Below are 21,440 nucleotides of genomic sequence, written 5' to 3' on the forward strand. Positions count from 1 at the left end.
CCTCATCGGCATCGCAGCCTCCTGGGGAAAGCCCCTGGAAAATAGCAGCCAGTCATAAGCAGCAGAGGAGACAAGGATCAGGGAGCAGAGGGGAGAGGGCTTTCCCCATATCCCCTTTCCCCTGTACTGTTTCCTCTTCCAACTCAAAACTCAGCAACAGCAAATATGTGCAATGCTTAGAGAACTTGCTCAAAGCAGATCCAGTGGTGAACAAAGAGCAAATCAAGATCACCGATAAAGCTGGGACACTGCGAGACTCTCAAGAGCGAATGCACTGCGTTGATGCAGCAGCAATCACAAATTTAATTAGTTTGACTCGATCTGCCAACGAAGCAACGGCAGGTATCGCCGCCAACCCAATTAGCAGAATTTAACAAAATATCAGCAAATCTTGTTTGCAGTTGCTCACCAGTCTTGCATGATTGGGGGAATAATTTGCTCTCGAAAATTGAGAGGTTGCTGCGAGATCAATTTAAGTTTTTAGTACTTTCAGCGAGATCAGGAATGACACCATTGACAGCACAACTAGTATCGCCAGCAGTTAAAAAATCTTCGGAGACTGAGGCAAAAGAAGAAGTACCTCTAGGTGCGAAGGTTTACGAAACCGTAAGTACAGTGGTTTTAGCTCCACAAAGTTATCAGAGTGAGAATGGCAAAGCGTCTCTTGCTAAAAACTATAAACGCTCTCATCAGCCAATTTCTCAAGTTGTTTACAGCGTTGTTCATACAGTTCCCGGCAGAATGCGGTTGCGTATACCCAAGTTGCGTGATAACAACGCATATATGCAGCGCCTACAAACTTTGTTGGAAGTTGATCCCCTCGTTACCAGCGTCAGAATTAAACCGACGGCGGCCTCATTAGTTGTTACTTATAAATCTAGTCAAGTTAGCGATGCCAAAATGCGATCGCGTCTTAGTTGTCTGATTATGACGGCTAATGATGGCAATGTTGTGCTGTTGGATCAGAAAAAGTCTATTGATATCAAACCTAAAGAAGATGCAGCAGAAAGCGCTTGGCCAGGATTGCAACTTTCGGCTGTAGCCACTGGGTTAGCGGTGTTAGGTGGGCCGTTAGGATTTGCTGTTCCACCAATTATGGTAGCGGGAACCATTGCTTTAGCCACATTGCCAGTCTTCCAAAGAGCGATCGCGGGGATCGTCATACAGCGTAAACTGACTATTGATGTGTTGGATTTGTTGGCAATTGTGATTACCACAGTCCAAGGTCAGTTTCTCACACCAGCATTGATGCTGAGTTTAATTGAAATTGGGGAAAATATCCGCGATCGCACTGCCCGTTCTTCCAAAATGCAGACATTAGATCTGCTCAATTCTCTAGGACAATTTGTTTGGGTAGAACGTGATGGTGAGAAGGTACAAATCTCGATCAAAGAAGTCAGCAGTGGCGATACAGTCATTGTCTATCCCGGCGAACAAGTCCCAGTCGATGGCAGTATTATCCGCGGTAAAGCCTTACTAGATGAGCAGAAACTCACAGGTGAATCAGTCCCCGTCTTAAAGTCCAAAGGACAACCTGTGTTTGCTTCCACATTGGTACGGGAAGGCAGCATCTACATCTTGGCGGAACGCATAGGTAACGACACCCGCGCCGGACAGAGTATCAAGCTGATGGAAGAAGCTCCAGTCCATGATACGCGAATGGAAAACTGCGCCATCAAAATCGCCGAAAAAGCAGTTATACCCACCTTGTTGTTAGGCGCAGGCGTGTTTGCTGTCACTCGCAACGCCGCTAGAGCCGCCAGCGTTCTTACCCTCGACTTTGCCACGGGGATCAGGGTATCAGTCCCGACAACAGTTTTAGCAGCTTTGACTTATGCCGCCCGCCACGGTATTCTCATCCGCAGTGGTCGCGCCTTAGAACAATTGGCAGAAGTTGACACTATCGTTTTTGATAAGACTGGTACTTTAACTAAGGGTGAGGTTGCCGTCATTGGTGTTGATAGTTTCCATCCAGAAGTCTCCAGCGATAAAGTATTAGCTATAGCCGCCGCCGCCGAACAGCGTCTCACCCACCCAGTCGCCGAGGCTGTCATCCGTTATGCCGAAGCACAACAAACCGTGATTCCTAGCCGCAGCAAGTGGAACTATAAACTTGGTTTGGGTGTGGAAGCAGAGATTTATGGCGAACCTGTTTATGTCGGTAGCGAGCGCTTCTTGCGTCAGCAAGGCGTAGATATGGAAGTTCTCAACGATAGCAATCGGATAAATTCTGTTATTTATGTCGCCAGTAATGGGCAACTTCTCGGTAGAATAAGATATAGTGATGTTCTACGTCCAGAAACGCGGGAAGTAATTAACCATCTATTGACGGTCGAAGGTGTAGAAGTTCATATCCTCACCGGCGACAACCAACGCACAGCCAAAGCTGTAGCGGCAGAACTGGGAATTACCCCAGCCAATACCCACGCAGAAGCATTCCCCGAACAAAAAGCCGCAGTTGTCCGCGAACTGCACGAACAAGGTAAGACAGTTGCCTTTGTAGGAGATGGAATCAACGACTCCCCAGCCTTAGCCTACGCTGATGTTTCGGTATCCTTCGCTCACGGTTCAGAAATTGCTCGTGAGACCGCAGATGTCGTGCTGATGGAAAATGACTTACATGGAATTTTAGAGGCGATCGCCCTGGCACGCAACGCCAAAAAATTGATTCGTCAAAATACAAGTATTGTTGCTATTCCTAATATTGCAGCAATGGCGATCGCTGTGCTATTTGGGCTAAACCCCCTAGGCGCAACGGTAGTTAACAATGGTTCAACAATCGTTGCAGGTGTTAACGGTTTACGTCCAATTCTTAAAAATTCCCCCAAAAAAGCTCTATCATCAGCAAGATGAGGTCAGACCTTGGGTAGATTAAGCTGGATAGCTTTCTGACAATTTTTCAATTCAACTGGAGATACTTGATTATGCCGAAAATTACTGATTTTGTTGAAGATGCTGGCGCTCCTGGGATTATCGCTGGTATCGGTGCAGTTTTACTTGCACCCGTCCTGATTCCTGTTGTGGCGGGAATTGGTAAACCCATTGCTAAGTCCATCATCAAAGGCGGAATTGTCGCTTATGAAAAAAGCAAAGGAGCTTTTGCAGAACTAGGCGAAACCTGGGAAGACATCGTAGCTGAAGCCAAAGCCGAACTCGCAGAAGACAGAGAAACCCCATTATTTGAAGCTGCTACTCCGGTAGAAAGTTCATCAGATAATGGTGTGTAAGTTTTAGACTGTTGTTGGGAAAGGATGAAATATCAAGTTTCATACTGAATACTTCAAACTTTCCTATTACCCATATATGAGACTTGTGGTTAAGCCAGCAAATGAAGAGATGGGTATTATTTTACCCGTCTCTGTCAGTTGTGGTGATTCAAATTAACTAAAAAATACCAGCAAAAATTTATCGCTGAAAAACAAAATTAGCAGACTGGTAGGTCAACAAAACTCAAAAGCATTCAAAGATTATTCAGGAGGGTGGATGTGTTTACAAATAATCATGGTAATGTCACTATGATGCCTAAAGTTGTGGAGGCAGATACCTTGAACACGCCATCCCAGCCTATCTCTACAAAAATTATTAGCGATACTCCAGGCAGACTACGCTTAAGAATTGCACCATCTCATCGTCAAACTTGGGAAATCCAACGCATTGTCAAAATGTTGGATGCTCAACCCAATATTATCCAGGTAAATACTAACATCCAAAATGGCAGTATTGTGATTCACCACGATCGCAATGATGAAAGCTGGCAAAATGTACTAGCTACACTCAAAGATATCGGCATAATTTTCGCCGACGTTACTAACGAAAGCCACTCTGATACAGCAGCTACTATCGCTAATGCTGTTTATGACTTAAACGACAGAGTAGAAAGAGCCACAAATAATGTAGTTGATTTACGCTTGATATTTCCCTTAGCACTGGGATGTTTATCTGTACGACAGTTGCTAGTAAGAGGTTTGCAATTAGAAATCATTCCTTGGTATGTTTTGGCATGGTATGCCTTTGATAGTTTTATCAAACTGCATGGAACTACCAAACCGCAGCCTAGTAGTGCGGCTGAGAAATAGTCACAAGATGATCTTTTGACTAAATACTAATTTGGCGTGTAAAGGACTTAAATCAACATAACCTTTACACCTATCTCAATCACTAACCTTTAATTAAGGTTATCTATTCCTACGTGCTGCTTGCAGAGCATCAATAGCTAAACTGACACTTCCTTTTTCATTATTATAAAAATGGTTTTGTGGGTTTTGGAAAATTCTTTGAATCGTTTGTAATTCATCTATAGCATTAATATCAGATGCAGTGATAAAATTTCCCCTAGCTTTTTCTTGCAGATTAGTAACTATTCTCACAATTGCTCTAGCTGCTTTGCTACGCACCGTCCAATCTGGATCTTGCAAACCTTGAATTAAATAAGGCATAGTTGCACTAGTATCTGTGCCAATGCTACCAATAGTTTCTAAAGCGAGTCCTCGCACTGATGGTTCGGTGTGTTTTAGAGCTTTACCAATATTTGGCAAAATAGGTGTAGCTTCATTACTAATTGTTTTCAGGTTTTCCGCATTAGCCAGGCGAGTTTGTGGATCGTCAGTATTACTAAGGTTGGAAATTAAGCGAGATACAATAAATGACGATTTAGTATTTAACTTGACTAAAGCTGTAGCCGCACTAAAACGTACCGAAAAGTCAGAATCTTGCAGTGCATTAACCAAGTAACTAGAAAACTTAGCAGCTTCAATCACAGTATTTGCGCCATTGGCATCACCAGTATCTTCAGCAATAATATTGCCAATAGCTCTAGCTGCACTACTGCGAACAAACCAATTCTCGTCTTGAAGATTTTTAACTAATGCAGGTAAAGCATTTTTAACTATTACACCACCTTTTTGCGACAAAACTAAGGCTGCACCACTACGCACGCGCCAATCTGGGTTGACTAATGCTTGTTGGAGTTTATCTAATGCTTCGCTACTAAACTCTCTATCATTGAGGTTGCCTAAAGTTGTTGCTGTATTAAGTTGTTCTAATAAATCTTCGTTGCTGAAACTTTTGATTAACTGATCAACTCTCTGTCCATTGGGAGTTTGTGCCAAAGTTTTATAACTGATACCGCTAACTACAAAAGGTGATACAAAAGTCAACACAGTTACAGCCATACGATGTGCTAATAACCAATTAGGAACTCTAGCCCAGAAGCTGACGTAAATGTGTTTTGCCATAAGATGTACTTCTGTATATAAGAATGCTATTTTGTATCCTCAGTGCTTTATATTACCATTCAAAATCTTTATGTACAAATACATTTAGGATTTACGCACCAAGTTTGTTTGTGGTGAATGGGTGTATGGGTGGGTGTGCAAAAACTATAAACCCTTCTCCAGTCCTAAACATTGATGGGATTTCACCTATAACCTGTAACCTATCACCTGCTCTCACTTTTGTGCGGAAGACCTAAAATAGTTATCACAACTGCTTTGAGTCATACCTACCAGTGAAAGCCTCTACTAACAATTTTGCACAAACTCAGTCGCGTAAAGCAGATCATATCCGTATCTGTTTAGAAGAAGACGTTCAGTGCCGTGAAATAACCAGTGGGTTAGAAGGTTATCGTTTTAGCCATTGTTGTTTACCAGAAATAGACCGCAACGATATTAATATCAGCACAAATTTTTTAGGTAAATACCTAGCAGCACCATTATTAATTTCTTCGATGACTGGAGGAACTGAAGAAGCCGGAACTATTAATCGCCGTTTAGCTGAAGTTGCTCAACAATATAAACTAGCGATGGGTGTCGGTTCTCAACGGGTGGCGGTAGAAAAACCCCAGGTAGTTGACACTTTCGCTATCCGCAAGTATGCACCGGATGTATTGTTATTTGCCAATGTGGGTGCTGTGCAACTTAACTATAAATATGGTCTAGATGAATGTCTGCGGATCATCGATATGCTAGAAGCTGATGCGTTGATTCTGCACATCAACCCTCTGCAAGAGTGTATTCAACCTAGAGGCGATGTGAATTTCCGTGGATTGCTTGATAATATCACTAATTTATGCAGTAAGTTGAGTGTGCCTGTGATTGCCAAGGAAGTAGGCAATGGGATTTCTGGTGCAATGGCGGAAAAACTACTTGCGGCTGGGGTGTCAGCCATTGATGTTGCAGGTGCGGGGGGAACTTCTTGGGCGAAAGTGGAAGGTGAACGGGCAGAAAATGCTTTGCAACGTAGGTTAGGCGCAACATTTGCAGATTGGGGTATCCCAACGGCAGAGTGTATTACAAGTGTGCGGGCGATCGCACCGAATATTCCTTTAATTGCCTCTGGTGGCTTGCGTCACGGCTTAGATGTAGCCAAAGCGATCACTTTAGGTGCAGATATCGTCGGTTTAGCCATGCCTTTTCTGCAAGCAGCCGTAGTCTCAGAAGCCGCCATTGCTGAGTTAGTTGAAGTTTTAATTGCAGAAATCATCACAGTGTTATTTTGTACTGGTAACGCAAACTTACAGCAGTTACAACATTCTGGAAGTTTACACCGCATACAATAAAACAGTAGTAACTTGTCTTTGTAGCAAATTACTCATAACCACTCATTATTGACTAATGAATAATTTTCTTAAACAAACTGTTGCCAGTTTAATCGGCAGCTTACTAGGTCTATTTATTTTCTGTGGAATTAGTACTACTGGACTATTACTACTACTGTTTGCGATCGCAGCTTCTCAAGATGTTAGTCCAATAGTCAAAGATAAGTCTGTAGTAGTGTTTGACTTATCCTTAAATATTACCGATCGAGAACCCAGTGCAGGGGAAGAGTTACAAAAAACATTATCAGGTAATCCAGAAGACCGGATCACACTCCGCAAAGTTCTAGATGCTATAGAGAAAGCCCGAAAAGATCCGAAAATTGTCGGCATATATTTAGATGGAACACATGGAGCAGGTAGCAACCTGGGCTTCGCTTCCCTCAAAGAAATTCGCAAAGCCTTAGAAGAATTTCGCGCCGCAGGGAAAAAAGTAGTTGCGTATGGACAAGATTGGGGCAAAAAAGAATATTACCTCAGTTCCGTAGCTGATACCTTAGTTCTGAATCCCTTGGGAGCAATCGAAGTCAATGGTTTGAGCAGCCAACAGATGTTCTTAGCAGGAGCATTACAGAAATTTGGTATTGGAGTTCAGGTTGTCAGGGTTGGTAAATTTAAAGGTGCTGTCGAACCCTTAATTCTCAACAAACTGAGTCCCGAAAATCGTGAACAAACACAGAAATTACTAGACGATGTGTGGAGTGAGTGGCGGACTACAGTTGGTGCAAGTCGGAAAATCACCCCGCAAAAATTGCAGGCGATCGCCGATAATCAAGCCATAGTCGAAGCACCTGTAGCTAAAACTAATGGTTTGGTTGATAAAGTGGCATACCATGATCAAGTAGTTGCCGATTTAAAACAACTCACAGGTAGTGATCAAAACGATAAAACTTTCCGTCAAGTAGACCTTTCAGAATACGCTCAATTTATTCATAAATCCCAAAGTGTCGAAAGAGAATCTAACAATAAAATTGCCGTAGTTTATGCCGAAGGCGAAATTGTTGATGGTAAAGGTGATGATGAACAAGTAGGAGGCGATCGCTTTGCTAAAATATTCAACAAAATCCGCCAAGATAAAAATATCAAAGCCGTTGTCTTAAGAATTAACAGTCCCGGCGGTAGTGCAACAGCAGCCGAAGTTATGCAGCGAGAAATCCGGTTAACCCATGAAATCAAACCTGTAGTAGTATCAATGGGTGATGTTGCTGCCTCTGGAGGTTACTGGATAGCCAGTGATTCTAGCCGCATTTTTGCCGAACCAAATACAATCACTGGTTCAATAGGTGTATTTGGTATCCTGTTCAACGGAGAAAAATTGGCGAATGATAACGGCATCACTTGGGATGTTGTCAAAACAGCACGCTATGCTGATAATCAAACTGTCTCTCGTCCAAAATCCCCCCAAGAACTAGCACTTTATCAGCGCAGTGTGAACCGTATTTACAGTCTATTTCTCAATAAAGTTTCCCAAGGGCGCAAACTACCAGCACAAAAAGTCGCAGAAATTGCCCAAGGACGGATTTGGTCTGGTGTAGCAGCTAAACAAATTGGTTTAGTAGACGAAATCGGTGGACTGAATGCAGCTTTACAATACGCCGCCAAAAAAGCAAATTTAGGTAACAATTGGCAGTTAAAAGAATACCCCAGAGAAAGCAGTTTAAACGAAATTTTGTTTGGCAAAGCCGTTGAAGAGGCTAGTGCAAAGTTCAAAATTCAGGGACAACAAATCAAAGCATCTGCGCCTCTGACTGCGGAATTTCAAAAGCTGCAACAAGAATTAGAGTCATTCCAAAGTATGAATGACCCTAATGGAATTTATGCGCGTTTGCCGTTTAATTTAAAAATCGAGTAAGTAATTACTATACGGATAAACTAAGTATCTTTGATGTTAAACTGCCCTTGGTTGAAGATTCCAATATCAATTAACCTAGAAAGTTTTTGATGTCTAGCCACAAGCTTTTCGGGTGAAATATCTGCGTCATTCTCAACGAAGCTATACAAAAAGCTTCTGCATTCGCCAGGAAATGACTCATTCTTTCGCAGCGCGGCTTTACAGCTACGCATCTACCCCCAACTATACTCTATGAAAAATCTAGCTCTACTATCTACTACAGCTTTGACAGTTGCATCGGGATTGATTTTTGGAACGATGCAAGCAGTCTCTGCTGCTAGTTTAAATTGGCAATGGAGTTATTTTGGTTCTGGTATTACAGCAAGCGGTAATCTCATTACTAATGACACTCCTGACAATTCTGGTTTGTACCAGATTTTGGGAATTAGTGGCACACGTAATAATGAAACAATTACTGGTTTGCAACCTACGGGGACTCCAATTCCTGGTAACGAACCTTTTAACGTGGACAATTTAATTAGTCTGAATAGCCAGCAGTTAACAGGTGACGGTTTTGGTTATTCCACATCATCAGGAAGCTATGCTAGTCCGTTTTTCGCTAGTTTTCTGGCGACACCAGGTTATTTAGAGGTTTTTTCAGCACCGCCAATTTTGTCAGGGTTTGGAAATTTAGGGACAGAAGATAGTGAATTACCCATTGTTTTTTCAGCCAGGATTATCTCTATTCCCGAACCTACATCCATCTTGAGCTTACTGGCTGTCTGCACTCTTGGCTTCGTGTCAGCACTTAAACGCCAGCAATCACTACAATTGACTAAACAGAAACACACACAAGCTTCGTAATATCGAAATAGGGACGTGGCATGGCAACGTCTCTCAAAAGATTTATGGTGATGGAAGCTAGTTATTGCTCCTATGAGGTTCGTAGCAAAATGCCGTGGTTTGTCAAGATCGAGTCAGGTGTAGTCAATAAAACCATCTTTGACCAGTATGTACCTGCCCACAAAGCCTTCGTACAAGATTTAATTGCCAAAGGGCATCAAGCCAAAACAGGCTATTGGGCAAAAATGGGAGGCGGAATGTTGCTGTTTGAAGCGGATTCTATGGAAGAAGCACAAGTCATAATTGCACTTGACCCCTTGGTAAAAAACGGTTGTGTCAACTACCAGCTTTACGAATGGAAAATTGTAGTTGAGTAGATCACACTTATGGACTTTTACTGTAAGATTTAACTAGACCTGGATCTATGCAGCTGCAACACCTAAATCTTGTCAGAACGTGAAAGTAGCAGCAATACAGAATGCTTGTGGTAGGCGTAGTCTCCGGGTCGCCCTATTTTTAGATAGAAACCATCAATAGTAGCAATCTCTGGTTTTCGATATCCGGCTGGAAAATTGTAGTTGAGTAGATCACACTTACGAGTTTTCGTGTTATTATTTTATTAGACCTGGATCTATGCGACTGCAACGCCTAAACCTTGTCAGAACCGGAAGGTGGCAGCAACACGGGATGCTTGTAGTAGGCGTAGTCTCCGGGTTCCCCTATTTTTAGGAGCGATCAGCAGCAATGCCTGGTTTTGGAGATATTGTACAAAAGGCTTTTTACCTCGGTGTTGGGTTAGCTTCTTACGCAGGTGAGAAAGCGGGAGGTAAATTATCCGAACTGCGATCGCAAGTCCAAAAACTGGCAGATGAAATGGTAGCGCGGGGAGAAATGAACACAGAAGAAGCCCGCCGCTTCGTGGAAGATATGATGACGCAAGCGCAACAGCCACCAACTCCTGCTGATAATGCTGAAAAAACAACACCTTCTGAACCTCGTCGCATCGAAATCCTAGAGGAAGATGAAGCGCCAACCGTAAAAGAGACCTCAACTGAAAATGTGGATGACTTGCGTGACCAAGTGCTAAAACTCCAAGAAGAGTTAAAAAAACTGCAACGCGATTGATAAATAGTAGTTTTGGCCTTCAGCATCAGCAGTAAATAGTACAATAACTCGCTGCCCCACCCAGGAAGTTGACAACATACATTGCCTAGAATGTATTTATATACTTCAAGTTGGGTGGTTATTAGCATCCTAATTTTATAGCCAGCAGAGCGTCAAATTTATGGAACAATGGCAAAAAGATTTAATGGGAATCGTTGAAACAGTGGCAGAGGAAGTAGAACGCTTCTTTCAAGGAATGAATGATATGGTTGATAGCTTTTTTGACCTCACAGAAGAATTAACTGAGGAAGTACAAAATAATATTGCCGCTGAAGTAGAACAATACTTACAGGAAATATCTGCACCCTTCCTAGAAATGTATTGGGAACTGGAAGATATAGTTACAGATGCAGATCCAGGTTTTCCCTACTCAGTGGAAGCTACACCAGAACAAAATTCTGCCTGCGTAGGTTGTACAAACTACCACGGTCAAGTTTATGGTGGTAACTTATTAGTCTGTGCTATGCACCCCCACGGTTGGGATGATCAGAACTGTCCCGATTGGGAACAAGAGTAGTACAACAAGGCAAAAGGTCAAAGAATTTTTATCTTAATCAGCTTTTCGCCTATTATGGCTGAGGTAACAAATGAAAGAAGACTAAGGACAAATGACTAATGACCAATGACACATCAGAAGTTAAGTATGGCGAACGCAACATTGCGGAAGGTAATTTAATTACCTTTCCCAATCCGCGAGTAGGTAGGCGATATGATATCAACATTACTTTGCCGGAATTTACCTGTAAATGTCCGTTTTCCGGCTATCCTGACTTTGCCACCATTTATATTACATACATACCAGATGAACGGGTAGTAGAATTAAAAGCCCTCAAGCTTTACATTAACAGTTACCGCGATCGCTATATCTCCCACGAAGAATCTGCCAATCAAATTTTAGATGACATAGTAGCAGCTTGTGATCCGCTAGAAATTACTGTAAAAGCAGATTTTTCTCCGCGTGGTAACGTACATACAGTTATTGAAGTACGCCATCAAAAAGCATCAGCGAATTAACCGCTAATGCTTAAATAACAAAATTAGCACTTACCCAGTGAGACGAAAAATCAAGGGTTGAGGGGTAGGGTAAAGAGGTATAAGCATTCAAAACCTCTACACCCTTAAACCCATTCTCTACAGACAACCTTTATGCGTAATTCCTGAACTATTAACGACGACGGCGACGCAGCTTCAGCATTCCTAAAGCACCTAAACCTAAAATTGGGAGTGTAGCGGAAGGTTCTGGTACAGCAGAGGCTTTGAGATTATCTTTACCAAAGTCAACAACAAACATTGTATCGTTGTAGTCTTTATCGCCACCGTTGCGTAAATCTTCAAAACCCATCATCAGATAATTGCCAATCTTCCAACCCATTAAGTGTTGTAATCCATCAGGGTTAAGAGTTGGATCTGCACCATAAATATCGCCATTTTGTGGTTTCGCGCTATAACCATCAGCTTTGAGTAAGAAATTCAGCTGTGTACCAGATTTAAAACTACCCAAATCTACAAAATCACCGATATCTAAAACACCATCTTTCTCGCCTTTTTCGCACTTATTCTTGGTGCTGTTGCAAGAGACATTTTCAAATATCATACCGTTACCGTATTTGTCACCCCGAATGGATTCATAGGCTAACTGGTTTTTATAAGCAGCGCCTTCATTCAGGAACCAAACACGTACATTGTGCTTTTGCGCCAAAAATAAGTGAGAGAAGTCTACTTTCTGTGCTTTGACTTGATCTGCGGGAATCGCCACACCTTCTTTCTGTACTAAAGCTTGAAACTGGGGCAGTATAGATAAGAAATTTTTGTCTTCTGATCTATCTTTGACAGTGGGTCGCTTCATTGTACTCCAGTCACTAGCCTTTTTGGCGGCTTCTTGTGCCTCTACGGAATACTTAGCTGCATTGTCTGCTTCTAATTTGGCTTGATTTCTCGCATCTTCAGCATCTTTAACTGATTTGTCCGCATTTGCAGTGACAGTTTGCGCTTGTTGACTAGCTTGATTTCTTGCTTGTTCAGCTGTAGTGCGCTTACTTGTGGCATCATTCAACTTACCAGTTGCAGTGTTACATTTATTTGTTGCATCATTCAGCTTGGTAGTTGCAGTACTAAACTGAGTTTTTGCATCATTCAACTTGGTATTTGCAGTATTAAAGACTGTAGTAGCGTTAGTAACAGTTTGTTGTGCTGCACTTTTTTGCGCTTGAGTTTTAGCCGCTGCGAGGGCAGCTTTCGCATCAATCAAGGTTTTATTAGCCGCATCATAGACTGTTTTGGTATCAGTCAAGGTTTTATTAGCCGCATCATAGACTGTTTTGGTATCAGTTAAAGTTTTATTGGCCGCATCATACGCTGCTTTAGCTGCAATAAAATCTGCATCTGTTTTTTGAAATGTCTGTTCAGCAGAATTTAAAACCTTGATGGCATCTTGTTTAGCTTTGGTTGCCGTTTGGGTAGTTTTTGTCAGTGTATCTTCTGTTTTTTTCAGTGTATCTACGCTTTCTTTCGCCTTTTTGGCAGCTATTGAAGCTTCCTTAATGGTTTCTTGAATGGTAGTTACTTTTGTAGATGTAGTGTTGGTAGTTGTTGCACCTGCTGAACCCATACCAGAAAGTGAATAAGTCAAAGTAGCAGCAGCAATCAGTACAAAGCGGATTCTGTTCATGTCTGTCATAGATATTGATACGCAATTAACTAAGTTTTGATTTCTTTTAATTAACTAGTGAAGATTCAATCATTTACTTGATTGCCGTTGGAAAACACTGGTTGTATTAGAGCTACTTTTTTTCGGGTAACTACTTTGTATCCCATTAAGATTTTTAATGTCTATAGTTAAAAGTTGTTTTTGCCAAGTCTTTATAACGAAATACCAACCGAGCGAACAGATATGAGAATTTGGGGCTGATTGTTATCTAGCAACAAATTTTAGTTATCGAAAACTGGTAAAAATACAGATAATATGAGAGGACAGTCTTGAGGAAAGTATCTGCATCTCAGTAGTGATAAAATACTATATTAATTAATCGATATCATAATAAATAAAAGTCTATAAATCTAATTGCTGCAATACTGTATTTATAAAGTAGACTTAAAGTTCATACCTAACTTAGTTTCTCTAACAATGATTTTTGAAAAGATTCTAGAGTAAAAATCTCTAATAATTTAGATGATAAAACTAATTACAATATATTTTGATTATATGAAAGTCTGAAAAAAACAGCATTATCTAGATTTCTCAGTAGAGAATATATTTATCTGCACACTAAAAAATATAAAAGCTGAATAATTACAGTGAAGATACAGAGAAAATCACTATGTTTATTCAGCCTTCATAATTTATGTACGTGTTGATTTTAGTGGAGAGATAATGAAGAGGCTAAAGATTTCAAATCTATCCCACTGCTGCTGTTGACTGTGTATTTAGTCCATTCAAAATCTCTAAGACTTCTTTTTCAAAAGCCACTTGAGCGCGATTGGTTTTACCACCTACATACAAGCGATCGCCTTTTTGTAATGCCCAAATTTGCGAATGGGAGAAGTAACTCATGACTACACCCGCCATCAAAATGGCAAAACCACCATAAACTATTGGTATCCCAGGATCAGATTTGATTTGTAAGCCAGTACTACCAATAATTTCTAATATTTTCAAGTTTGTACCGTTGATTTCGGTAGCCATACCAGCACGCACGGTATTAATTAACTGACCTTTGGAGTCATAAATTAATATCATGCCTTGCAAATCTTTGACAATCAAAGACACGCCCTCACTCAAATCTGGTTTAGTAGGAAGCCAAGTTCCCCAGAGTCTTCCTTGTTGAGGGCCTGTATTCAAGGCCGCCATCGGTAGTTGAAACACAGGACTGTTATTAAATTGAAACCGGACACCGGAGATGCCCCAATCTGCTTGATAGAAAGTTACGCCTCGATAACGCAGAGGTTGGTTCACAAAAATCGTCTTACGGTCAATCTCTTTACCGTCATGATCTAAAACCGACATATCCGAATAAAATTGATCAATACTCCCAGAGGGTGTGTAGTCAATCCAAAAACGATTAACATGCAATGACCAATCTTTTAAGTGTTTGGTGTTTGCCCAAGGGCCAGCATTAATAATGTTTTCTACCTGAAATCTATCGCCACTAGCAATTTTTTCTTGGGCGGTAAATCCAGTCATAGACCCCCAAATTCCCCCCACCAGAATCGTGACTATGCCAATATGCACGATAATCGGGCCAATACGTCCGACTATACCTTTACGGGCGTAGAGGATATTATCTTTGTCTTGAAAAATTTTATAACGACGATTTTGTAATAATGGAGTCAGAGAATTTAAAGCAACTGTATCTAATTCTGCACTTAAAGCTAATTTTTGAAATTGTCGGGGTTCTTCATAATATTTCCAGCGTTGAGCAGCTTTTAAGGCTGGTAATTGACGTGTGAATGTACAAGCGCTCAAACTACTACCAAACAAGATAAGTAATGCGGTAAACCACCAAGTATGATATACGCGGTTTAAGCCAATTATTAAGATGACCTTCCACGTCAGAAAACCAAATAAAGCCGGATGTTCTGGGTAGTTAGTGCGATAGAAACTGACTGACTGGTCTTGTTCAATCACAGTACCGCTAATACTAAACAGGGCGATGATTAAGAATAAGGCGATCGCCAATCGTAAGTCTGTCAGTACAGGCAAAACCTCCTTTCGCATAAAGCGCCAAGGTGCTGACAACCAACTTGATTCTGTAGACGCTGAATTATCTAAAGTCATGGGTTACAAACTGCCAAAGGGAATGCGAGAAATCAAAGAAAAAACACCAAATCCTACCAATAGCGCCCCGCTGACTGGGTTAATCCAACCAGACCAACGACGCAACTCCAGCAGTTTTTTGATCGCAGCGGTAAAAGTACCTGCCAAAATTAATGGTGCAACATACCCTGCTGTATAAGAAAGTAACAAAACTGCGCCTAAAATTAAGTCTTGTGTGCTGGCTACCCAAGTTAGTAAACTCGCTAAAACAGGTGTGCTGCAAGGAGAAGCCACTAAGCCAAAAGTTAAGCCGATAAAATAAGAACGCACTCCCGGAGGTAAATCTGGGGAAATCCAGTTCGTCTCGCCCAAAGAAGGAAATTGTATGGGTAATGCCTCAAGTAAGTTCAACCCCATAATAATGGCGATGACACTCACAATAATTGGTAAACCAACTCCGATTTGTCCGTAGACTTTGCCTACTACACCAGCTATGATGCCCATACCAGCCAGGGTAGTTGCTAACCCTAATGCAAACCAAGTTGACTGGGCTGCTGCTTGTAAGCGGCTTTTTGCTTCATAGCCCCCGATATACCCGATGGTAATGGGTAGCATCGACAACATACAGGGAGTTAGGCTAGTGAGTAAGCCAGCCATAAAAATTATGCCAACACTCAATAAACTCAGGTGTGTGAGTTGGTTAGCAACTAGGTTGTTGGCAAATTGTTCGAGTTCATAAATTCGAGTTTGTAAAGTCTCCAACATAAGGTGTTTTAATGGGGAAATGCTTGATATGCTTGAATTTTAGCTTACTTCCCTTTTAAAGATATTGTTTATGTAGAAATTGCCCGTACTAAAATTACTGTCTGTTGACTATGACGGGAAATAGTTGCAGGAATATTACCGTGTACCACCTGCTGCAACAAGCCTTCACGAGAAGCACCTAAAACAATCACATCACTTTGGTTGTGCTTGGCATACTCTAGCACCGCGTCTGGAACCGAAGTAGCATGAACTGGAGTTGTTATCACTGCGCCATGCAGGTGTTGTTGGAGAAAGTTAGCCGCTTTTGTTAAAGATGTGGTGTCTGGTTTGGTGGCTTCTAGCTCAAATACCTGACATAAGTTGACTGTTGGTGTTTTACTGAGAGAAGTTAATGCTGGTATTAGGGCGATCGCCTGCTGGGAATTAGGGCCACCAGCCATCGGCACAAGCCAGCGCTCAAAATGACTTTGGTCGTTAAGCTTAACTAAAACTACTTCACAAGCCGCTTGCCGAATCATTGTATCAACAACACGGCTAAAAACCCTTCCTGGTGTGGTTGTGCCACCTTTCCAACCCATCAATACCATATTGATATGACGGTCTTGAATAGTTTGCAAAATGGCTGACGACAAATTATGCGCTATTCGGATTTGAGTATGTACAGGTACATCCCAAGCTTGTCCTAGACGCATTGCCTGACGTAGTAAGCGTTGACCAACTCTCATACTTACTTTAGCTTCAGTAAGCGGTTGGTGACGGGGTACAACAATGACATGCAGACATTCAATTTCATAATGGCGATCGCGGGCAATTGCTATAGCCATCTGCAACAGTTTGTCTGCTGTTTTAGGATTGCACAAAGGGACAAGTAATCTTCCTTGTCCTGTTTCTGGCACACGGATACAGTAAATGATTTGCGATGGTTCTGCGTTTGGAACTGCCAAGTCTTCTTGGGTGTTGAGATAGGCTGCTTCTGTGCGAATAATATCACTGCGGGTAATAATCCCTACCAAACGCCGTCCTTCAACAACTGGTAAACTGCTCAAGTTGTAGTGATTTAGCAAATGTAAAACATGCGCCAGAGTATCTTTTGAATAAGTAGTGATCGGCGCTGGGGTCATTACTTCTGCTACCAAGCGATCGCCATTCAAGCCTCTCTGAGAAAGATTAGCTACATCTTTTTGCGTCAAAATACCCACTAGTTTACCATCTGCCAATACCGGAAAGCCCCGGTGAGAAGATTGGGAAAACGCCTGCAATGCTTCATCCAATCTCATCCGGCTAGACAGAGTTTCTACATGACGCTGCATTACATCAGCAGCTTTTAGCTCTAGCCAAGGCCCTTGGTTTGTGCCTTGTTTAGCCAGATGAATGCCTTTAAATTCCAGTAATTTATCGTATAGTGACCCCGCATCAAACAGTTCTGCTACTAGATAAGCCGTGACGGAGACAATCATTAGTGGCAACACCAAATTAAAATCAGTAGTCATCTCAAAGACAATGATGACTGCTGTAATCGGTACTCTGGCAACTCCAGAGAAAAATGCCCCCATTCCCACCCGCGCGTACGTTGTCGCCAAACTCAATCCCAGCCAGTGATGTTCCCAAATTCCTACTAAATAACCTAATGCTGCTCCCAAGGCTAAAGTCGGTACTAGCAAGCCTGCCGGCGCACCAGAACCATAAGTGAAAAGGATCAGCAAAAATTGAATACAGAATACCAGCGCTACCATTTGCCAGTTAGCATCACCCGCTAACAACAGTTCTCGCAATCCAGCGTTGTCCCGAAAAACAGGTGGAAGTGCGACCAAGGCAAAACCCGTGACCAGCCCAGCTAGGCCAATGCGCCAAGATAAGCTAATTTGCCCAAACCGACTATAAAAACCCAGGCTGGCAAGCACACCACGATTAAATAATATGCCTCCCAACCCAGCTAAAATCCCCAAGAGTAAATAGAAAGGAATCTCCGGGGCAAAAAAACTGGTGTTAGGCGTAATTAAATGCAAGTCTAAATCTAGACTATGAGTACCTAGAATTCGAGAAACTACAGCGGCGATAAATGAAGCGAGAATTGCTGTTCCTAATGTGATGCCAGAGACATCTTGCAGTAGTTCTTCGACTACAAACAACACCCCGGCGATCGGGGCATCAAAAGCTGCGGCTAATCCGGCACCGGCTCCGGCAGCAATCAACTGACGGCGGTGATCAGGTGAAGTCGGAAACCAGCGACTGAACTGATTGGCTATGGCCGCTCCAATTTGCACTGTCGGGCCTTCCCTCCCCAAGGGTATGCCTGTAGCCAAAACTAATGTTGCACCGAGCAATTTCACCACAGCAATTCGCAGGTTGAGGGGCATGGGTACTCTTGCCAACACTGCCTTCACTTCTGACATCCCACTACCAGCCGCCGCGGGGGCGATATGTTCTACTAACCAACCTGCTGTGAATCCACCCACCAACCCAATGATTGGTAGCACATAAAAGGCTGGAAACAAATTAGATATGTGCTGTCGCCATCCGCCCAGCCATCCCACGCCTTGCCCTAATAAAACAGCTGCTAGTCCAGAAACCAGACCAATCAGGCAAGCTTCAAAAATAGCAAGGCGTTTTGGTCTGAACAACTTGTGAGATAAGCGGTTCCAAAGACTTTTGCCGAGGCTTACCATTGTCAGTTGCAACCTGAAAACTAATTAGTGATTCTATTAAACCACGGTCAACCACGGACAAAAGTTAGAGTTAGTATTTGATGGATGATGCGGGCAACTGAATGTTTAGGGTGTTGTGTCTTCAAAGTTTTATTATTAACACCCCACAATGACTAAATTACAGAACTGTGCCGCGTGTGGTTTCTGTATCAATTGGTTTGATGAGATATAGCTGCAACATATTCCAAGCAATGGCGAGAATGGGCGGGATTTTTTGGAAGAATTTAACCAAACTTGGCTGATTACTTTTGTTAATTGCAACGATTTTCAAGTTGTTCTCAGAACACTGTTCTAAGCGCCAGAAAAATTCCGGGTGATTTGTATTGAGGATGAGGGGAAATGCTCGTGCAGAAGTATTGTTTGTTTCTTGAATAACTCGGTTGTTGTATTTACGGGGATGAATACCAATTGCTTCGTAGAATGAGGCGCGTTCAAATACTGTCATTGTATGGGTAGCAAACACAGTCAGGAGAAAGAACCGCACCCACAATTTTGCTTGCCAACTTTTCCAGAGTTTGGTTTGCGATCGCAGCAATGCTTTAAAGAAATCCCCATGTCGATTTTCGTCTTGACACCAACTCTCAAATTTGCGAAACAGTGGATAAAATTGGTATTCTGGATGCTCCTGCATGTGCTGATTAACCAAGATATAACGCCAGTAACCAATCTTCTCCGATAGGTAAACTGTGTAAATAATCCACTCTGGCGGGAAGAAAGTATATGTGCGGGACTTAGTTAAAAAGTTTAAGTCTAGAGATAGTTTTAAGTCTGCCATTGATTTGTTGAGAAATCCTGCATGGCGAGCTTCATCTCTAGCCATATATTCAAAGGCTTCTGATAACAGCGGGTTATTCTTTTTCAGGCGGCGAGATAATTCTTTAAATAACAGAAAGCCAGAAAACTCTGAGGTACAAGAGCGTTCTAAAAAATCAATAAAGGCGCGGCGTTTTTCCCCTGTAATGTGATCCCATGATTGTTTAAATTCATCATCACGCACAAAGTGATGGCGGTTATAGTCAGCACGCAGTTCATCAACGATCGCCCGGATTTCTGCCTCATTAGCCGATATGTCCAATTTCGCCACTGCATCAAAGTCAGTGGTGTAAAACCTAGGTGTTAATAATGTTTCTGCAACAGGTGCTTTAACACCCGGCTTCAGCAATTGAGGCTCTGGAGTTGCCACTGAATCGACCATGAGACTCCTTTACTTGTTTTATCTTTTAATAGTTATATAAGCATAAAATGTTGTTATTCCACATCAGTTAAATTATTGAAAAGCAGATTTCACGAGATAACCTTAATGCTTCGGTTTCTCAGGGTTTTAGCATCTATTTTTTAGCTAATTTTGCCGCTTTCTAGAGATGTAGCAATGCAGCATCTCCATTTTGTCCAAACATATAGGAATATAAAGAAATATTAATAGCTGTATAGTTATACAAGTATTGATAGTTAAATGATTTTGGGAGAACAAAAATCCCTAAGAACAGTATCGGCAGTGGTATTTGCTGGTTGAAGTGATGCCGATGCTTTTCCCCTCTACATCTAGAATAACAATTCTCTATCTCTGACGTAAATTCTTGTAAAAGTGCTGTTAGCGGTAGCGAGGCGTTCAGCCTGTGCTGAGTAAGAATACTAGCGCCTAGCCTCTTAATTAATGTAAGTCGGTGATGAAGGAACCAAAAATGAGTAGCAATCTAGCCATAAAACTGCGTTCTGGTACGCAAAAAGCTCATACAGCAGCAGAAAATGTCGGATTCATGAAATGTTTTCTCAAAGGTGTTGTAGATAAAGACTGCTTTGCGAAGTTTCTTGGCAACTTGTATTTTGTGTACACCGAACTAGAAACAGCCTTAGCCAGTCACCAAAACAATCCTGTGATTGGTGGGATGTACTTTCCTGAACTGAATCGCCGGGCAGCTTTAGAAACAGACATGGTATTTTACTATGGCAACGACTGGCGAAATTTAATCACACCTTCCAACAATGCCAAAAAGTACATCGCCCGTATTCAAGAATTATCTGCATCTGCACCTGCTTTATTAATCGGTCATGCCTACACCCGCTACATGGGCGACCTTTCTGGTGGTCAGATGTTACAAAAAATTGCCCAGTCAACCCTCAAGCTGTCTAGCTACGAAGGTACATCTTTTTATAACTTTGACCAAATTCCCGACAAAAAAGCCTTTAAAGACAAATACCGGGATGCTTTAAACGCTGTACCTGTTGATGATGCCACAGCCGAAAGCATTGTAGCTGAAGCCAATTATGCCTTTAGTTTGAATATGCAAATGGCGGAGGAACTAGAAGGAAGTTTAATTAGAGCGATCGGTCAAGTACTATTTAATAACCTGACTGGTTCTCATAACCCAGGTAGCACTGAAGCCGCCGCCACTAATTAATTTTCGAGAAATTAGCTGTTTGGTTGGAGTCAACACATCATGCACTGCAACTGATATCTAAACTAGACAGCAGCTAGACGGAAAAGCTAGAAGAGTAGAGGCGCAGGGTGAGAATATCTGACTCAGTATGAATATTTCTGCTGCTTTGCATTAGCAAATAGAAAATCTATGGGCAATTTGTTGGCTGTGAACAAAATCAACAAGTTGCCACTTCTCATCACGATACAAGATTGCTATTTGATTTTTGCAAAGCTGAGGTAGATTCTTCTTTCTTCTTGCTGTTTCCCGTTCCCCATCTCTACAAGTAATTCAGCAATTAAATCAGATTGCTATACAACCAACTACTCAGACTGGTTTTCAGCCTCGTTGTGATTTGAGAGTTTGAAAA

General features: G+C 41.9%; 18 protein-coding genes and 1 other RNA gene. 13 read left to right on the top strand and 6 right to left on the bottom strand.

The window, feature by feature from the left end; genetic code table 11:
• Window positions 1–167: 167 nt before the first annotated feature.
• The 4 genes from NCWK1_RS29830 to NCWK1_RS01495 all read left to right on the top strand — a co-directional run bounded on the left by NCWK1_RS29830 (window position 168) and on the right by NCWK1_RS01495 (window position 4,076).
• Complete coding sequence (locus tag NCWK1_RS29830; RefSeq protein ID WP_103123463.1) at window positions 168–374, top strand: hypothetical protein; 207 nt, start codon at window positions 168–170, stop codon at window positions 372–374.
• A gap of 130 nt (window positions 375–504) precedes the next feature.
• Window positions 505–2,853, top strand: coding sequence for a heavy metal translocating P-type ATPase (locus tag NCWK1_RS01485; RefSeq protein ID WP_103123464.1), 2,349 nt, complete (start codon window positions 505–507; stop codon window positions 2,851–2,853).
• Window positions 2,854–2,924: 71 nt separating this feature from the next.
• On the top strand, window positions 2,925–3,227 hold the full coding sequence (locus NCWK1_RS01490) for a DUF5132 domain-containing protein (protein ID WP_187308023.1): 303 nt from the start codon (window positions 2,925–2,927) through the stop codon (window positions 3,225–3,227).
• Between the two features lie 258 nt (window positions 3,228–3,485).
• Window positions 3,486–4,076 (top strand): HMA2 domain-containing protein, encoded by a 591-nt coding sequence (locus NCWK1_RS01495; protein WP_096585480.1) that lies wholly within the window; start codon window positions 3,486–3,488, stop codon window positions 4,074–4,076.
• Window positions 4,077–4,175: 99 nt separating this feature from the next.
• On the opposite strand, the gene NCWK1_RS01500 is transcribed toward NCWK1_RS01495, so the two are convergent.
• Window positions 4,176–5,234, bottom strand: a complete 1,059-nt coding sequence (locus NCWK1_RS01500) for a HEAT repeat domain-containing protein (RefSeq protein WP_103123465.1) — start codon at window positions 5,232–5,234, stop codon at window positions 4,176–4,178.
• Window positions 5,235–5,506: 272 nt separating this feature from the next.
• On the opposite strand from NCWK1_RS01500, the gene fni reads away from it, so the two are divergent.
• The 8 genes from fni (at window position 5,507) to queF (ending at window position 11,444) form a co-directional block, all read left to right on the top strand.
• Window positions 5,507–6,556 carry a type 2 isopentenyl-diphosphate Delta-isomerase gene (gene fni / locus NCWK1_RS01505; RefSeq protein WP_103123466.1) on the top strand — a complete coding sequence of 350 codons (1,050 nt, stop codon included), beginning with the start codon at window positions 5,507–5,509 and terminating at the stop codon, window positions 6,554–6,556.
• Window positions 6,557–6,611: 55 nt separating this feature from the next.
• A complete protein-coding gene (gene sppA / locus NCWK1_RS01510) occupies window positions 6,612–8,444 on the top strand; it encodes a signal peptide peptidase SppA (protein WP_103123467.1) in 1,833 nt (610 codons plus the stop codon).
• Between the two features lie 231 nt (window positions 8,445–8,675).
• Window positions 8,676–9,287, top strand: coding sequence for a PEP-CTERM sorting domain-containing protein (locus NCWK1_RS01520; protein ID WP_103123469.1), 612 nt, complete (start codon window positions 8,676–8,678; stop codon window positions 9,285–9,287).
• 89 nt (window positions 9,288–9,376) lie between these two features.
• A complete protein-coding gene (locus NCWK1_RS01525) occupies window positions 9,377–9,643 on the top strand; it encodes a YciI family protein (RefSeq protein ID WP_103123555.1) in 267 nt (88 codons plus the stop codon).
• A gap of 245 nt (window positions 9,644–9,888) precedes the next feature.
• Window positions 9,889–9,985, top strand: an RNA gene (gene ffs / locus NCWK1_RS01530) — signal recognition particle sRNA small type.
• A gap of 25 nt (window positions 9,986–10,010) precedes the next feature.
• Window positions 10,011–10,391, top strand: coding sequence for a phasin family protein (locus NCWK1_RS01535; protein WP_015116099.1), 381 nt, complete (start codon window positions 10,011–10,013; stop codon window positions 10,389–10,391).
• A gap of 160 nt (window positions 10,392–10,551) precedes the next feature.
• Window positions 10,552–10,947 (top strand): hypothetical protein, encoded by a 396-nt coding sequence (locus tag NCWK1_RS01540; protein ID WP_103123470.1) that lies wholly within the window; start codon window positions 10,552–10,554, stop codon window positions 10,945–10,947.
• A 98-nt stretch (window positions 10,948–11,045) separates the two neighbouring features.
• Window positions 11,046–11,444 carry a preQ(1) synthase gene (gene queF, locus NCWK1_RS01545; RefSeq protein WP_096581973.1) on the top strand — a complete coding sequence of 133 codons (399 nt, stop codon included), beginning with the start codon at window positions 11,046–11,048 and terminating at the stop codon, window positions 11,442–11,444.
• A 151-nt stretch (window positions 11,445–11,595) separates the two neighbouring features.
• Here queF and NCWK1_RS01550 read toward each other — a convergent pair whose 3' ends face one another.
• From NCWK1_RS01550 to acsF, 5 genes are all read right to left on the bottom strand, one after another.
• On the bottom strand, window positions 11,596–13,107 hold the full coding sequence (locus tag NCWK1_RS01550; RefSeq protein WP_103123471.1) for a DUF4114 domain-containing protein: 1,512 nt from the start codon (window positions 13,105–13,107) through the stop codon (window positions 11,596–11,598).
• Window positions 13,108–13,824: 717 nt separating this feature from the next.
• Window positions 13,825–15,204 carry a cytochrome c biogenesis protein gene (locus NCWK1_RS01555; RefSeq protein WP_096581969.1) on the bottom strand — a complete coding sequence of 460 codons (1,380 nt, stop codon included), beginning with the start codon at window positions 15,202–15,204 and terminating at the stop codon, window positions 13,825–13,827.
• 3 nt (window positions 15,205–15,207) lie between these two features.
• Entirely contained in the window at window positions 15,208–15,948 is a 741-nt protein-coding gene (locus NCWK1_RS01560; RefSeq protein ID WP_096581967.1) for a cytochrome c biogenesis protein CcdA, read from the bottom strand.
• Window positions 15,949–16,016: 68 nt separating this feature from the next.
• On the bottom strand, window positions 16,017–18,614 hold the full coding sequence (locus NCWK1_RS01565; protein WP_103123472.1) for a chloride channel protein: 2,598 nt from the start codon (window positions 18,612–18,614) through the stop codon (window positions 16,017–16,019).
• A gap of 157 nt (window positions 18,615–18,771) precedes the next feature.
• A complete protein-coding gene (gene acsF, locus NCWK1_RS01570) occupies window positions 18,772–19,848 on the bottom strand; it encodes a magnesium-protoporphyrin IX monomethyl ester (oxidative) cyclase (RefSeq protein WP_103123473.1) in 1,077 nt (358 codons plus the stop codon).
• 487 nt (window positions 19,849–20,335) lie between these two features.
• On the opposite strand from acsF, the gene NCWK1_RS01575 reads away from it, so the two are divergent.
• Window positions 20,336–21,052, top strand: coding sequence for a biliverdin-producing heme oxygenase (locus NCWK1_RS01575; protein ID WP_103123556.1), 717 nt, complete (start codon window positions 20,336–20,338; stop codon window positions 21,050–21,052).
• The last annotated feature ends 388 nt before the right edge of the window (window positions 21,053–21,440 follow it).

Source organism: Nostoc cycadae WK-1 (assembly GCF_002897135.1).
Lineage (GTDB): Bacteria > Cyanobacteriota > Cyanobacteriia > Cyanobacteriales > Nostocaceae > Nostoc_B.